The organism is Pantoea rwandensis, assembly GCF_002095475.1.
GTDB lineage: Bacteria > Pseudomonadota > Gammaproteobacteria > Enterobacterales > Enterobacteriaceae > Pantoea > Pantoea rwandensis.
The window spans coordinates 18,170-33,401 of record NZ_MLFR01000021.1; the positions used below are offsets into that span (position 1 = coordinate 18,170).

General features: G+C 54.8%; 13 protein-coding genes and 1 pseudogene. 9 read left to right on the forward strand and 5 right to left on the reverse strand.

Translation table 11 applies throughout. The features are described from left to right. Positions 1–58 precede the first annotated feature (58 nt). The 3 genes and pseudogenes from modA (at position 59) to modC (ending at position 2,578) form a co-directional block, all read left to right on the forward strand. Complete coding sequence (gene modA, locus HA51_RS18095) at positions 59–832, forward strand: molybdate ABC transporter substrate-binding protein (RefSeq protein WP_084935985.1); 774 nt, start codon at positions 59–61, stop codon at positions 830–832. Beyond that, a pseudogene (gene modB, locus HA51_RS18100) lies at positions 829–1,520 on the forward strand (molybdate ABC transporter permease subunit). The gene modA and the pseudogene modB overlap by 4 nt, the downstream one beginning before the upstream one ends. Next, the gene (gene modC / locus HA51_RS18105; RefSeq protein WP_084935986.1) at positions 1,520–2,578 is read left to right on the forward strand and encodes a molybdenum ABC transporter ATP-binding protein ModC; all 1,059 of its coding nucleotides are present in this window, start codon (positions 1,520–1,522) and stop codon (positions 2,576–2,578) included. The pseudogene modB and the gene modC overlap by 1 nt, the downstream one beginning before the upstream one ends. A gap of 221 nt (positions 2,579–2,799) precedes the next feature. On the opposite strand, the gene HA51_RS18110 is transcribed toward modC, so the two are convergent. After that, the gene (locus tag HA51_RS18110; RefSeq protein WP_084935987.1) at positions 2,800–3,618 is read right to left on the reverse strand and encodes a pyridoxal phosphatase; all 819 of its coding nucleotides are present in this window, start codon (positions 3,616–3,618) and stop codon (positions 2,800–2,802) included. Positions 3,619–3,767: 149 nt separating this feature from the next. Between HA51_RS18110 and pgl the strand changes: the two genes are divergently transcribed. Further along, complete coding sequence (gene pgl / locus HA51_RS18115; RefSeq protein WP_084936055.1) at positions 3,768–4,763, forward strand: 6-phosphogluconolactonase; 996 nt, start codon at positions 3,768–3,770, stop codon at positions 4,761–4,763. 186 nt (positions 4,764–4,949) lie between these two features. On the opposite strand, the gene HA51_RS18120 is transcribed toward pgl, so the two are convergent. Continuing rightward, a complete protein-coding gene (locus HA51_RS18120; RefSeq protein ID WP_084935988.1) occupies positions 4,950–5,426 on the reverse strand; it encodes a kinase inhibitor in 477 nt (158 codons plus the stop codon). 69 nt (positions 5,427–5,495) lie between these two features. Further along, positions 5,496–6,788 (reverse strand): adenosylmethionine--8-amino-7-oxononanoate transaminase, encoded by a 1,293-nt coding sequence (bioA, locus tag HA51_RS18125; RefSeq protein ID WP_084936056.1) that lies wholly within the window; start codon positions 6,786–6,788, stop codon positions 5,496–5,498. A gap of 86 nt (positions 6,789–6,874) precedes the next feature. On the opposite strand from bioA, the gene bioB reads away from it, so the two are divergent. The 4 genes from bioB to bioD are packed head-to-tail and all read left to right on the forward strand — an operon-like array spanning position 6,875 to position 10,464. After that, positions 6,875–7,906 carry a biotin synthase BioB gene (gene bioB, locus HA51_RS18130; protein WP_084935989.1) on the forward strand — a complete coding sequence of 344 codons (1,032 nt, stop codon included), beginning with the start codon at positions 6,875–6,877 and terminating at the stop codon, positions 7,904–7,906. Next, a complete protein-coding gene (bioF, locus tag HA51_RS18135) occupies positions 7,906–9,057 on the forward strand; it encodes an 8-amino-7-oxononanoate synthase (RefSeq protein ID WP_084935990.1) in 1,152 nt (383 codons plus the stop codon). Before bioB ends, bioF begins: the two co-directional genes overlap by 1 nt. Continuing rightward, entirely contained in the window at positions 9,041–9,796 is a 756-nt protein-coding gene (gene bioC, locus HA51_RS18140) for a malonyl-ACP O-methyltransferase BioC (protein WP_084935991.1), read from the forward strand. The genes bioF and bioC overlap by 17 nt, the downstream gene beginning before the upstream one ends. Beyond that, positions 9,793–10,464 (forward strand): dethiobiotin synthase, encoded by a 672-nt coding sequence (gene bioD / locus HA51_RS18145; protein ID WP_084935992.1) that lies wholly within the window; start codon positions 9,793–9,795, stop codon positions 10,462–10,464. The genes bioC and bioD overlap by 4 nt, the downstream gene beginning before the upstream one ends. Positions 10,465–10,562: 98 nt before the next feature. Here bioD and HA51_RS18150 read toward each other — a convergent pair whose 3' ends face one another. Then, entirely contained in the window at positions 10,563–11,279 is a 717-nt protein-coding gene (locus HA51_RS18150; RefSeq protein WP_084935993.1) for an ABC transporter ATP-binding protein, read from the reverse strand. A gap of 909 nt (positions 11,280–12,188) precedes the next feature. Here HA51_RS18150 and uvrB point away from each other — a divergent pair. Then, positions 12,189–14,210, forward strand: coding sequence for an excinuclease ABC subunit UvrB (gene uvrB, locus HA51_RS18160; RefSeq protein ID WP_084935995.1), 2,022 nt, complete (start codon positions 12,189–12,191; stop codon positions 14,208–14,210). A gap of 97 nt (positions 14,211–14,307) precedes the next feature. Here uvrB and HA51_RS18165 read toward each other — a convergent pair whose 3' ends face one another. Continuing rightward, positions 14,308–15,210: a gluconeogenesis factor YvcK family protein gene (locus HA51_RS18165; RefSeq protein WP_084935996.1), complete on the reverse strand. Its 903-nt coding sequence runs from the start codon at positions 15,208–15,210 to the stop codon at positions 14,308–14,310. Between the last annotated feature and the right edge of the window lie 22 nt (positions 15,211–15,232).

Sequence of the window (15,232 nt, forward strand, 5' to 3'; positions counted from 1 at the left end):
TGACAGCATTAATCCTCACGTTGTATTATCAAATATATAACGTAACAAGGAGTAAAAAATGCTGAAAATCAATTACCGCTGGGCTGCTGCAACTGTATTAAGTGTTTCCATGTCAGGCCACGCTGTGGCTGCTGAAAAGATTACCGTGTTCGCTGCGGCATCGTTAACCAATGCGATGCAGGATATTGCGGCGCAGTATCAGAAAAAGAGTGGCGTGGAAGTGGTCTCGTCCTTTGCCTCCTCTTCAACGCTGGCGCGACAGATTGAGCAGGGCGCACCCGCCGATCTGTTTATCTCTGCCGATCAGCAGTGGATGGATTATGCGGTGGATAAAAAGAGCGTAGTAGAGAACACACGCTACACGCTGCTGGGTAACGATTTAGTGCTGATTGCGCCGAAGAGTGACAGTGCAAAAGCCGTGACCATTAATGCACATACCGACTGGAAAAATCTGTTGAAGGGTGAGCGTCTGGCCGTGGGCGATCCGGACCATGTACCGGCTGGGATTTATGCCAAAGAGGCGCTGCAAAAACTGGGTGCATGGGACACTGTCTCGCCGCTGTTGGCACCGGCTAATAATGTCCGGGCTGCGCTGGCGCTGGTGGAACGTAACGAGTCGCCTTATGGCATTGTTTATGGCTCTGATGCGGTTGCCAGTGACAAAGTGCAGGTGGTAGGACATTTCCCGGCAGACAGCCATAAGCCAGTGGAATATCCGATGGCGGTAGTGAAAGAACATCAGAACGCAACGGTTGACGCCTTCTACAGTTATCTGCAGGGGCCGGACGCCGCTGCAGTGTTTAAACAGTATGGATTTACGCCGAAGAAATGATATTAAGCGATCCCGAATGGCAGGCGGTGTTTCTCAGCCTAAAAGTGTCCTGCGTTGCCGTGCTGTGCAGCTTGCCGTTTGGCATCATGATGGCCTGGATTCTGGCACGTTGCCGGTTTCCAGGCAAAACTCTGCTCGATAGTGTGATTCATCTCCCCTTGGTGTTACCACCGGTGGTGGTGGGTTACCTGCTGCTGATTGCTTTGGGCCGTCGCGGATTTATCGGCGAATGGTTATATGACTGGTTTGGTTTTACCTTCGCCTTTAGCTGGCGCGGTGCGGTGCTGGCCTCCGCAGTGATGGCTTTTCCGTTGATGGTGCGGGCCATTCGTTTGGCTCTTGAAGCTGTAGATACTAAATTGGAACAGGCGGCACGCACGCTAGGCGCAGGGCGCTGGCGCGTGTTCTTTACCATCACCATTCCGTTGACGCTGCCTGGCATTATTGTGGGTACGGTTCTGGCCTTTGCGCGCTCGCTCGGCGAATTTGGTGCCACCATCACCTTTGTCTCTAATATTCCTGGCGAAACGCGCACCATTCCCTCAGCCATGTTTACCCTGATTGAAACTCCTGGTGCGGAAGGCACGGCCGCGCGCTGTGTGCCGTGGCGATTGCGCTGGCACTGTTGTCGCTGGTGGCTTCTGAGCTGCTGGCACGCTGGGGCCGCAAGCGGTTAGGTGGGGCCTGATGCTAAATTTGAATATTTCCCAACTGCTGGGCGATCACCAGCTTGACGTGAATGTACAGATTCCCGGAAGTGGCATTACCGCGATTTTCGGCGTGTCGGGGGCAGGCAAAACTTCGCTGATTAACGCGATTGGTGGCCTGACGCAACCGCAGAGTGGACAGATACAGTTGAACGATCGTCTGCTGTTTGATTCCGCCAGTCGCGTGAATCTTCCACCAGAAAAACGCCGCATTGGTTATGTATTCCAGGACGCGCGCTTGTTCCCGCACTATCGGGTGCGTGGCAATTTGCAATACGGCATGGCGGCCTCGATGAAGTCGCAGTTCAACAGCTTGGTGGCATTACTTGGTTTGGAGCCGCTGCTGAACCGTTTTCCGGCCTCACTCTCTGGCGGTGAAAAGCAGCGGGTGGCGATTGGTCGTGCACTGCTCACCGCGCCAGACATTTTATTGATGGATGAGCCGCTGGCGTCACTGGATCTGCCGCGCAAGCGCGAGTTGATGCCGTATCTGCAAAAGCTGGCGAAACAGGTCGATATTCCTATCCTCTACGTTTCGCACAGTCTGGATGAGATCCTGCAACTGGCCGATAACGTGCTAGTGCTGGACAGTGGCAAAGTGAAAGCCTTTGGTTCGCTGGAAAAGGTGTGGAGCAGCGCGGCGATGCGCCCTTGGCTGCCGATTGCCGATCGCACCAGTGTGCTACGCGTGCAGGTGCTGGAGCAGCATCCCGATTATCCGATGACCGCATTGTCATTAGGCGATCAACACATCTGGGTAAGCCGAGTGAATCAACCGCTGAAAACAGCGTTGCGCATTCGCATCGCTTCCGGCGACGTTTCGCTGGCCTTACAACCGCCGCAAAACACCTCGGTGCGCAATATCCTTCCCGCGCAGGTGGTTGAACTGCTGGAGATTGACGATCAGGTTGAAGTGAAACTGCGCATTGGTATCAGTGAGCTTTGGGCGAGGATTTCACCGTGGGCACGTGACGAGCTCGGCATCCGCCCCGACCAGTGGTTGTATGCGCAAATCAAAAGCGTGGCGATCACGGCGTAGTTATCGGCATGATCAATAACAGCCAAGAGTCATTTGTAGGGTGCGCATTTATGCGCTAATGCTGGTCATTTAAGTGCGTTTCGGTCGCCATAAATGGCGACCCTACAAAGTTTGGTGCGGTTTTCGTAGGGTGCGTATTCATGCGTACCGGGTTAAATATGCACTCATTGGCTTAAGTTAGCGGCATCAACGCATTTATACGCGCCTTTTAAATCAGAGAGTTATAGAACCTCTTTGTAAATCACTTCTGCAATTCCGGGTTCCAGATTGGTGCCAATCACCTTTTTAGCGCGCGCTTTGATCGCGTCATCGGCATTGCCCATCGCGACACCTAACCCCACTTCTTCAAGCATGCTGAGGTCGTTGTAGTTGTCGCCGAATGCCAGCACATCTTGCATGCTGAAGCCCTGGCTCTCCACCCACTGCGCCAGACGTTTGCCTTTGCTGTTGCCTGCCTGAGCGATATCGACCTGATCGTGCCATGACCATTCACAGGCCAAACCCAGCTCCGCTTCGGTGCGCTCAGCGAACTGCTGTAACGCACGGGTGTCAGGATGAGAAAGAGCGAACTTCCAAATTGAGCGAGCATCCAGCGCCGCCTGCGCCAAATTGGGCACCTGTAAGAACAGTGGGCGCTGCGCTTCTGGCAGAGACTGTGCCCAGTTTAGCGTGCGCGTCACGTGGCCAGTGGGTTCCTGATACAGCATGGCATCATCCACATACAGCAGGCCGTGAATGTTTTCCTGATCGAGCATCTCAATCACACGCGTGGCCTGATTTTTTTCTAGCGGATCAGAAGCTAACACCTTTTTCGCTTGATAATCATACAAGTAGGTACCATTGCAGCAGATTGCGGGTGTATCCAGCTGCAGCGCCTGATAAAAAGGGTGGATAGCGCAGTGGTGGCGACCGGTGACGATCAGCACTTTGACACCCGCCTGTTGCGCGCGGGCCAGCGCTTCAATGGATTCAGGCAGAATGGTTTTATTGGGGGTCAGCAGGGTGCCGTCGAGGTCAAGGGCGATTACGCGGTAGCTCATTACACTTTCCATCCGGGAGTTAGCAAAGCGTTAAGTCTACACCCGGCAGCGGCCCTGAGACAAAAAACAGGGCACAAATGAATCCAGCGCGGCAAAATGAAACGCGCTACAGTTATCCCTTTCATCAGGCAGCGAATAAGGAAAAACGCATGAAACAAGTCGTGTATACCGCCAGTCCCGAGAGCCAGCAGATCCATGCATGGCAATTACAGGAAGATGGCGCACTGACGTTATTGCAGGTCACGGATGTGGCCGGCCAGGTGCAGCCGATGGTGGTGAGCCCGAAGAAAGATTTCCTCTATGTCGGCGTTCGTCCGAATTTTCGCGTGCTGGCCTATCGCATTGCGGCCGACGGTTCCCTGAGTCTGGCGGGAGAAGCGCCACTGCCAGGCAGCCCAACCCATATCTCCACTGACCGCCAAGGCAACTACATTTTCTGCGGTTCTTACAACGATGCGTGTGTCAGCATCAGCCCGATTGACAGCGAAGGTTTACCGCAAGCTCCAAGTCAGGTGATTGGCGGGATGGATGGCTGCCACTCAGCCAATATCGATCTCAGCAACCAAACGCTGTTTGTTCCGGCACTGAAGCAGGATCGTATTTGTCTTTTCCAACTGAACGCTGATGGCACGCTGTCTCCGCGCGAACAAGCGCAAGTCACCACGGTTGAAGGTGCAGGCCCGCGTCATATGGCGTTCCACCCGAACGGTGCTTATGGCTATGTGGTGAATGAACTGGATAGCACTGTCGATGTCTGGGCGTTAAACAACGTGCACGGGCAGGTCGAACGCGTACAGAGCCTGGATATGATGCCGAAAGACTTCAGCGATACGCGCTGGGCAGCGGATATTCATATCACGCCAGATGGCCGTTTCCTGTATGCCTGTGATCGCACCAGCAGCACCATTACCGCATTCAGCATCAGCGAAGATGGCTCAGTGCTGGCGATTGAAGGTTACCAGCCGACCGAAACCCAACCGCGCGGTTTCAATATCGACCACAGCGGTCAGTATCTGGTGGCGGCGGGACAGAAATCGCACCATATCGAAGTGTATAAGATTGCCGAGCGCGGTCTGTTGCAACCGCTGGCGCGTTACGCCGTGGGCCAAGGCCCGATGTGGGTAGTGATTCACGCGTTGGATTAATTGTTGCTTAATATAGAGTCGCCATTTTTGGCGACTCTATGTTGTTCGGTGCGGTTTTCGTAGGGTGCGCATTTATGCGTAACGGGTTAAATTCGCACTAATTAGCTTAGGTGAGCGGCATTACGCCATTTATTGCGGCCTCCATTCCAGGTGCGCATGAATGCGCACCCTACGCAGCTCAGCACATCAAGCGTATTTCACCGTTATCGACGCGCTCGCCAGTGCATGAAAATGCACGTTAAAGCCGACCATGGCGCCGCTCGCGCCTGCATCTACGTCAATCTTGTCAGTGTCCATCGCATGGACAGTAAAGATATAGCGATGCGATTCGCCCTGCGGAGGTGCCGCGCCGCCGTAACCAGTTTGGCCAAAATCGGTGCGCGTCTGAATCGCACTTTCTGGCAGCTCTGCCACGCCTGAACCCGCACCCTGCGGCAGCACTGTGACTTGTGCTGGAATGTTGGCGACCACCCAGTGCCACCAACCCGAACCGGTGGGCGCATCAGGATCGTAACAGGTCACCACAAAACTTTTGGTCCCGGCGGGCACATCATCCCAAGCCAGATGCGGTGACAGATTATCGCCTTGATATCCCATGCCATTGAAAACGTGTCGCTCTGGCATTTTGTCGCCATCGTTAAAGTCTTGGCTAAATACGCGCATGTTCTCTCCTTATCTCGATTGTACAGTGCCTTCCATCATGGTGGAAAATGGTCAGCACTGCCAGCGCACTCATGTCAGGAAATGTGCCTCGACATCCAGAGCTGCGCGCACCGCCTGGGTTAGCTGGGTCAATTCCGCAGCCGAAATCAGATAAGGTGGCATCAGATAGATCAGCTTGCCAAACGGACGGATCCACACGCCGCGCTCCACAAAGAACTGTTGGAGCGACGCCATGTTGACGGGAGAATGGGTCTCAATGACGCCAATCGCACCGAGCACACGGGCATCCGCTACCGCGTGATGCTCACGCAGCGGCAGCAACTCACGACGCAATTGCTGCTCAATTGACGCCACTTGCGTTGTCCAGTGTCCTTCATTAATCATCGTCAGACTTTCGACCGCGACCGCACAGGCCAGCGGATTACCCATAAAGGTGGGGCCATGCATAAAGCAACCTGCGGCACTGCGGCTGATGGTGTCGGCCACTTCACGTGTGGTGATCGTGGCAGAGAGCGTCATAGTGCCACCAGTGAGTGCTTTACCTAAGCAGAGAATATCCGGTGTGATGCCAGCATGTTCGCAGGCAAACAGCTTGCCGCTGCGGCCAAATCCAGTGGCAATCTCATCGGCAATCAACAAGATGCCGTAGCGATCGCACAGCTCGCGCACCTGTTGCAAATAACGTGGATGGTAGAAACGCATGCCGCCCGCGCCCTGCACGATGGGTTCGAGAATCACGGCGGCAATCTCACGGTGATGCGTCTCCGCTAACTGGGCGAAATCTGCAAAGTCAGCCTCATTCCACTCATCATCAAACCCACACTGTGGCGCAGCAGCGAACAGGTGCTCAGGCAGATAGCCACGCCATAAACTGTGCATGGAGTTCTCGGGATCGCACACCGACATGGCGGCAAAAGTGTCGCCGTGATAGCCGCGTTTCAACGTCAGGAATTTTTGTCGCGTTTCACCGCGCCCCAGCCAGTACTGCAATGCCATTTTCATCGACACTTCAACGGCGATCGATCCCGAATCGGCAAGGAACACGCACTCCAGCGCTTCAGGTGTCATCTCGACCAGTTGGCGGCTTAGTGCCACCGCCGCGGGATGAGTAATACCGCCAAACATCACATGCGACATCTGCGCCAACTGCTGCTGCAACGCTTGATTAAGGCGTGGATGATTGTAGCCATGAATCGCTGCCCACCACGAAGACATGCCATCCACCAGCTCGCGTCCATCGGCCAACTGCAACTGACAACCGTGCGCCGCCACAACCGGATAACAAGGCAGCGGATCGCGCATTGAGGTGTAGGGATGCCAGATGTGCTGGCGGTCAAAGTTGAGGTCGTCCTGAGTGAACATGTGCATTGTAAACCATTTTACAAAAATTTAGTTTACAAGTATAACCACGTTATTCGTCGGGATGAACCCTTTTTCTGGAGTAAGCAATGGCAAACCGCTGGACACTGACACAAGCTCAGGCACTGTTCGATAAACCTTTTCTTGAGCTGATGTTCGAAGCACAGCAAGTTCACCGTCAGCATTTTGACCCGCGTCAGGTGCAGGTCAGTACGCTGCTGTCGATCAAAACCGGTGCCTGTCCGGAAGACTGCAAATACTGTCCGCAGAGTGCACGTTACAAAACCGGGCTGGAGTCCGAGCGTCTGATGGAAGTGGATGCAGTAATGGAATCGGCGCGTAAAGCGAAAGCGGCCGGATCGAGCCGTTTTTGTATGGGCGCAGCGTGGAAAAACCCGCATGAGCGCGACATGCCGTATCTGGAGCAGATGGTGCAGGGCGTCAAAGCCATGGGCATGGAAACCTGCATGACATTGGGCACGCTGGACAATACGCAAGCAGCGCGTCTGGCCAGCGCCGGGCTGGATTTCTACAACCATAACCTTGATACCTCGCCAGAATTCTACGGCAGCATCATCACCACCCGCAGCTATCAGGAACGATTGGATACGCTGGATAAAGTGCGCGGTGCGGGCATTAAAGTGTGTTCAGGCGGCATCGTGGGATTGGGCGAAACCGTGAAAGATCGCGCCGGATTGCTGGTGCAGCTGGCGAATCTGCCTACGCCGCCGGAGAGTGTGCCAATCAACATGCTGGTCAAGGTCAAAGGCACGCCGCTAGCGGATAACGATGACGTTGAGCCGTTTGATTTTATCCGTACCATCGCGGTGGCACGCATCATGATGCCATCGTCACACGTGCGCCTTTCTGCGGGTCGTGAGCAGATGAGTGAGCAGACGCAGGCGATGTGCTTTATGGCGGGTGCCAACTCGATCTTCTACGGCTGCAAGCTCCTCACCACGCCGAACCCAGAAGAAGATAAAGATTTAATCCTGTTCCGCAAACTTGGCCTTAATCCAGAACATACCGCCACGACCGCCGGTGATAATGAGCAGCAGTATCAGCTTAGCGAACAGCTGGTGCACGCGGACACTGAACAGTTCTACAACGCGGCGGTGTGATGGGCTGGTCGCAACGTATCGAACAGGCGCTGGCCGCACGGCGCGATGCCGATGGCTGGCGTCTGCGTCGCCGTGTTGAACACAACAGCGTGCGAGAAATTACGTTGGAGGGGCAACGCTATTGTCACTTCTCCAGCAATGATTATCTCGGGTTGAGCCAGCATCCGACGGTGATTGCGGCCTGGCAGCAGGGCGCCGCCGAGGCGGGTGCCGGTGCGGGGGCCTCTGGTCACGTCACTGGTTACAGCCGCCATCATGCCCAGTTGGAAGAGCAGTTAGCTGACTGGTTAGGCTACAAACGTGCGCTGCTGTTTATTTCTGGTTTTGCCGCCAATCAGGCGGTGATCCACCTGCTGGCGGAGAAGCAGGATCGTATCCTCGCGGATAAACTGGCGCATGCCTCTTTACTGGATGCCGCCAGTCACAGCCCAGCGACGTTACGCCGCTTTGCTCACAACCAACCCGCTAGTCTGGCGAAATTATTGGCGACACCGACAGACGGCGGCACGTTGGTAGTGACGGAAGGGGTATTCAGTATGGATGGCGACAGCGCACCGCTCGCCGCCCTTGCTGAGGAGACACGACGCGCCAACGGTTGGCTGCTGGTGGATGATGCACATGGCATTGGCGTGTGCGGTGAGCAAGGACGCGGCAGTTGCTGGCAGCAGGGCGTGAAGCCAGAATTGTTGATTGTCACCTTTGGCAAAGGGTTTGGCGTCAGCGGTGCGGCGTTGTTGTGCAATGACGCCACGGCTGATTACGTTGAACAGTTTTCTCGCCATCTGATCTATTCCACCGCCATGCCGCCCGCCCAGTGCTGTGCGTTGCTGGCCTCGTTGCAGCAGATTCAGCAGGGCGATGAACTCCGCGAGCGGCTTCACAGCCATATCGCACGTTTCCGCGCGGGAGCCGCCAATCTGCCGTGGCAGCTGATGCCATCGACCAGTGCGATTCAGCCGCTGATTGTCGGCGAAAACAGGGCAGCACTGGCATTATCGCAGCGTCTGGCTCAGGCGGGCTGCTGGGTCAGTGCAATCCGGCCGCCAACGGTTCCACCGGGTACGGCGCGGCTGCGCATTACCCTCACCGCTGCACATCACACCGATGATATTGATCGTCTGCTGGAGGCGCTGTATGACGCTGCAGGTTAATAAGCAGGCGGTGGCGCAGGCGTTTGGCCGTGCCGCGCAGCATTATGAACAGCATGCGGAGCTGCAACGCCAAAGCGGTGATGCGTTGCTGGCGCTGGCACCCGCAGGATTTGGCCCTCATCTGCTGGATGCCGGCTGCGGGACGGGCTGGTACAGCCGTTGCTGGCGCGATCGTGGCCGCACACTCACCGCACTCGATCTCTCTGACAGCATGCTGGCAGCCGCGCGAGAGCAGCACTCCGCGCATCACTATTTACAAGGCGATATCGATGACCTGCCGCTGGCAGATAACAGCGTAGACGGCGTCTGGAGCAACCTGGCGGTGCAATGGAGCAGCGATTTACGCCTCGCCTTGCAGCAGTTCCTGCGTGTGACGCGGCCTGGTGGCACGGTATTGTTTTCGACCCTGCTCAATGGCTCGCTGCACGAGGTGCATCAGGCGTGGTCGCAGTTGGATAGTCGTCAGCATGCCAATCGTTTTCTCAGCGCAGCACAGGTGACATCAGCCGCGGCTGGTTTGGCCTTGCGCAGCGAGCAGCAGATGATCACGCTGCATTTTTCCAGTGCATTGAGCGCCATGCGCTCGCTGAAAGGCATTGGCGCCACGCATCTGCACAGTGGACGTGGCGCGAGTGTCCTGACGCGTAAACAGCTGGCACAGCTTGAGCAACACTGGCCGCAGGATGAGCACGGTTATCAATTGAGTTACCACCTGATGTATGGAGTTTTAAGCAAATGACACGCTGGTTTATTACTGGAACGGATACTGAAGTTGGCAAAACCGTTGCCAGCGGCGCATTGCTGCAGGCGGCAAGCGCCGCGGGTTTGCGTACCGCAGGCTATAAGCCGGTGGCATCGGGATGTGACATCACTCCCGCAGGCATCCGCAACAGCGATGCGCTGGCCTTGCAGCGCTACAGCAGCCTTGAACTGAGCTATGAGCAGGTAAATCCGCTGGCGTTTGTTGAGCCAACGTCACCACATATCATCAGCGCAGAAGAGGGCAGACCGATTGAGTTCGCCACCTTATCCGCGGGATTACGTGCGCTGGAGCAGCAGGCCGAATGGGTATTGGTAGAAGGCGCGGGCGGCTGGTTTACGCCCCTGTCAGAGACCCAGACTTACGCTGATTGGGTTGAAGCTGAGCAACTGCCGGTGATTCTGGTCGTGGGTGTGAAGCTGGGCTGTATCAATCACGCGATGTTAACGGCAGCAGCGGTGAAAGCGCGCGGGTTGCGTCTGGCAGGATGGATTGCTAACGATATTCAGCCGCCAGGCAAACGGCATGCCGAGTATATGGCTTCGCTGCGTCAGCGCATTGACGCGCCGTTCCTTGGTGAGATTCCCTATCTCGATAATGACGCGCAGCAGGCCGAATGCGGCCGCTATTTGACCCTACCTCAATAGCCTTGTTATTTTCAGGTACGCGTAAATGCGCACCCTACGAAAACCGCGCACGATCATCGTAGGGTTGCCATTTATGGCGACCGCAAAATGCCTGCTCGCTAAGTTGCCGTTAACCACTTGCTTACCGTGATATCGTCCAATTGCGCGACGCGGCCTTGGGCCACATTGCGCCCGCGGTGCAGCAGCAGGAAATAATCCGCCACGCGGCGAATAAACGACACGTGCTGTTCCAGCAGCAGCACCGTCAAGCCGTAGTCGCGGTTGAGACGACGAATCAGGTTCCCCATCTCCTCTTCTAACCAAGGCGACATGCCTTCCGTTGGCTCATCCAAAATCAACAATTTCGGCTGTAAAACCAGCGCACGCGCGAGTGCCAAATGCTGCTGCTGATCCATCGGTAATTCGCCGCTGCGTTGATGACGTAATGAATAGAGCGCTGGAAACAGATCGAACACCATCTCAGGTATGGCGCGACTGCGGCCGTCTTGCGCCGCCATCAAAGCAATCAGAAGGTTATCCTCCACGCTCATTTGCGAGAAAATATGGCGACCTTGTGGCACATAGCCAATACCCATACGCGCACGCTGCTCGGCCGGTTGCAGCAGTAAATCCTCAGGCGGCGAGCCATCCTCCTGCCAGGTCATTGAGCCGCTATTTATGGGCAAACGGCCCATAATGCAGTTCACTAAAGTGGTTTTGCCCATACCGGGACTGCCGAGCACACCGGTACAAGTGCCGGGCGGCAGATCGAGATCCACATCCCACAGGATATGGTTATGACCGTAAAACTGATTCACCGAACGTAAACTCAGCATCTGACATACTCCTTCCAGATTATTTGCCTGAATGCTCCCGCTCTGTGTCGTATGGCATACAGTCGTGCACGATTGATAGTGGACACTGCTGTTTCAGGTCTGCGCAGCAGACCCGATGGACTCGTCACCCCATGGTGATACTCCTGCAATTCCCAGGCCAGGTTAGGGCTACAGGGGGAACTTAGGCAGAATCGCGGTAAGACGCCGATAAAAGATGAGTAATGCTTAATAATTCCATCCAGAAATAAACGGCTTGCACTTTGACGGTGCTGATCGCTTAACGTTTCTGGTGCATCTGATCCTTCGTAAGGCAATGACTGAAGAAATAAATGGTCTTAACATGCAGTTTTTACAAAAAGAGTGCTTGCTTAAGCTGTAAAAAGAATAGTTAACGCTGATTGAGGTGGGGGGAAAATAATCGCAAAAAAAATATTTCGCACGCTTGGACATGCTCGGGGAAAATTATACACAGCTGATGGACTCGGGGCTGGATCCAGTTATCCACTATTCCTGTGGATAACCCTGTGCATTAGCGACTTAAAACCGGGGGGAAGCGAGGAAATACGCGGCTTGCATACATTATGCTGAGAAACTGGACTTTAACATCATTATCAACAAATTCAGTATGTTAATTAAAAGCAAGCCTGAGATTTTTCTGTCTTGTCATCGGACTGCAATTTAATGACGGTCTCTTGACAAATGTTAAAAGCATCTTGGCTCTGGGGATAACCTTGCGCAACAGCATTTCGTCTTTTGCCGCTTAAATTGCACTGAAGCGAAACAGTGACTTTCACCGCCATCGTGCAAGATATCTGTAAATATATCCAGTATTTTTTTCTGGCAAATTCGCTATAGCAGAGTAGAATTAGCAGCCTGCCCGTCGACTTCTTCCGCAGGAACCGCAAAACCATGAGTAAAGCCTTTAAACTCAACTCTGATTTCAAACCTTCAGGTGACCAACCTGAGGCGATTCGTCGTCTTGAGGAGGGGCTGGTCGATGGGCTGGCGCATCAAACCTTGTTAGGGGTCACCGGTTCGGGAAAAACCTTTACCATTGCCAATGTGATTGCCGATCTTAACCGACCGACCATGGTGATGGCACCCAACAAGACGCTGGCTGCCCAGTTGTATGGCGAGATGAAAGAGTTCTTTCCGGATAACGCGGTAGAGTTTTTTGTCTCTTACTACGACTACTATCAGCCTGAAGCTTATGTTCCCAGCTCCGACACCTTTATCGAGAAGGATGCGGCGGTCAACGAACACATTGAGCAGATGCGCCTGTCAGCCACCAAGGCGATGTTAGAGCGCCGCGATGTGATCGTCGTGGCGTCGGTTTCCGCCATCTACGGTTTGGGCGATCCTGATCTTTATCTGAAAATGATGCTGCACTTAACGCGCGGCATGATTATCGATCAGCGCAGCATTCTGCGCCGTCTGGCTGAACTGCAATACACGCGTAATGATCAAGTTTTCCAGCGCGGCACCTTCCGCGTACGCGGTGAGGTGATCGACATCTTCCCGGCGGAATCCGACGACATTGGATTGCGCGTTGAGCTGTTCGATGAGGAAGTGGAGCGCTTATCGCTGTTTGATCCGCTGACCGGCCAAGTCGAGTCGGTGATCCCACGCTTCACCATCTATCCCAAAACACACTATGTCACGCCGCGCGAGCGCATCCTGCAAGCGATGGAAGAGATTAAAGATGAGCTGGTGGTGCGCAAAAAGGTGCTGCTGGAAAATAATAAGCTGTTGGAAGAGCAGCGTATTAGCCAGCGTACCCAGTTTGACCTGGAAATGATGAATGAGCTGGGTTACTGCTCGGGTATCGAAAACTACTCGCGCTACCTTTCAGGGCGCGGGCCTGGCGAGCCACCTCCTACCTTGTTTGATTATCTCCCTGCGGATGGTCTGCTGGTGGTTGATGAATCACACGTTACCATTCCACAGATTGGTGGCATGTATCGCGGTGACCGCGCGCGTAAGGAGACATTGGTTGAGTACGGCTTCCGTCTGCCGTCAGCGTTGGATAATCGCCCAATGCGCTTTGAAGAATTTGAAGCGTTGGCACCGCAGACCATTTATGTTTCAGCAACGCCGGGCAAATATGAGCTGGAGAAATCCGGCGACGACGTGATCGATCAGGTGGTGCGTCCGACTGGATTGTTGGATCCGATTCTGGAAGTGCGTCCTGTCGCTACCCAAGTCGATGATCTGCTGTCGGAGATCCGTAAACGCGTGGAGGTCAACGAACGTGTGCTGGTCACGACACTGACCAAACGCATGGCGGAAGATCTCACGGAGTATCTGGTGGAGCACGGCGAGAAGGTGCGCTATCTGCACTCCGATATCGATACCGTAGAGCGTATGGAGATCATTCGTGATTTGCGCTTGGGTGAATTCGATGTGCTGGTCGGTATCAACTTACTGCGTGAAGGCCTGGATATGCCAGAAGTGTCGCTGGTGGCGATTCTGGATGCTGATAAAGAGGGCTTCCTTCGCTCCGAACGCTCGCTGATTCAGACCATTGGCCGTGCGGCGCGTAACATCAACGGTAGAGCGATCCTTTACGCCGATAAGATCACGCCCTCCATGGAGCGTGCGATGGGTGAAACCGAACGCCGACGTGAGAAGCAGCAGCGCCATAACGAAGAGAATGGCATCGTGCCACAAGGGCTCAACAAGAAAATCACCGATATTCTTGAGTTGGGCAAAAACGTGGTGAAAACGCGTGGTAAAGGTAAAACGGCTTCACGTATAGCGGCGGAAGAAGAGGCTAACTATCTGTCGCTGACCCCGCAGGCGATGCAGAAGAAGATTCGCGAGCTGGAAACCCAGATGCAGCAGCATGCGCAGAATCTGGAGTTTGAAGAAGCCGCCAATGTGCGCGACCAGTTGCATCAACTGCGCGAGCTGTTTATTGCCGCCTCCTGATAGAGGAGCGATGGTTTTGGTCGCCATTAATGGCGACCCTACAGGGTTCGGTGCGGTTTTCGTCGGGTACACATTTATGCGCACTGCCTTTGCGAGCTTAAAATGCCTGAATCGCCTGTTCCAGCGCAATGCGCAGCAGCTGGCGATCGTGGCGATATTTGATATCAGCCGCTTCCAGCGGTTCGCGCACAATCAGGCGGCCTTCCACATCACGAATGTCTGCGGACGGGCTAACCACTACGGCATCGATCACCCGCTTACCAATCGCTTTTTCCATCATGGCCAGCTTATCTGCCACCGTTAAACTGGCAGCGGCGGGGCTTAACTCTCGGCCCAAATTGCCAATAAATACCATGGTGGCAGGTGTGCGGCGTAGCGCGCGCGTCATCTCTTCCATCAACAGGATCGGCATCAGGCTGGTGTAAAAACTGCCGGGACCGATCAAAATCAAATCGGCTTCGGCAATCGCGTCCAGCGCTTCCTTGGTGGGGATCACGTTAGGATGAAGCATCAACTCTTGCGGCGGCTGCTTCATCTCATCAATCGCAGTCTCACCGTACACCATGTTGCCTTCGCCATCCTGCGCCACCAGATCGACCGGTTGTTCTGACATCGGAATCAAAAACGCGTCGACTTTGAGCAGATTGCGGATGATGTTGATGGCTTCTAAGGGACGCACGCTGAGGTGATCAAGCGCTTTGAGGATCAGGTTGCCAAGATTATGTCCGGCTAACTCTCCGTTTCCGGCAAAGCGATACTCAAACATCGCCGATGCCACACTGGGTTCGGTGATGAGCTGATTAATGCAATTGCGCATATCGCCCCAGGCAATGCCGCCTTCCGAGCGGCGAATGCGCCCGGTGGATCCGCCATTATCGGTGGTGGTAACGATACCGGTGAGGCGCGAACCCAGCGGCGCCAGTGCCGACATCACACGGCCAAGGCCATGTCCGCCGCCCAGCGCCACCACGCGATCTAAATCTGCCAAGGTACGATTCATGCTTTTCCTTTTAACGGACAAC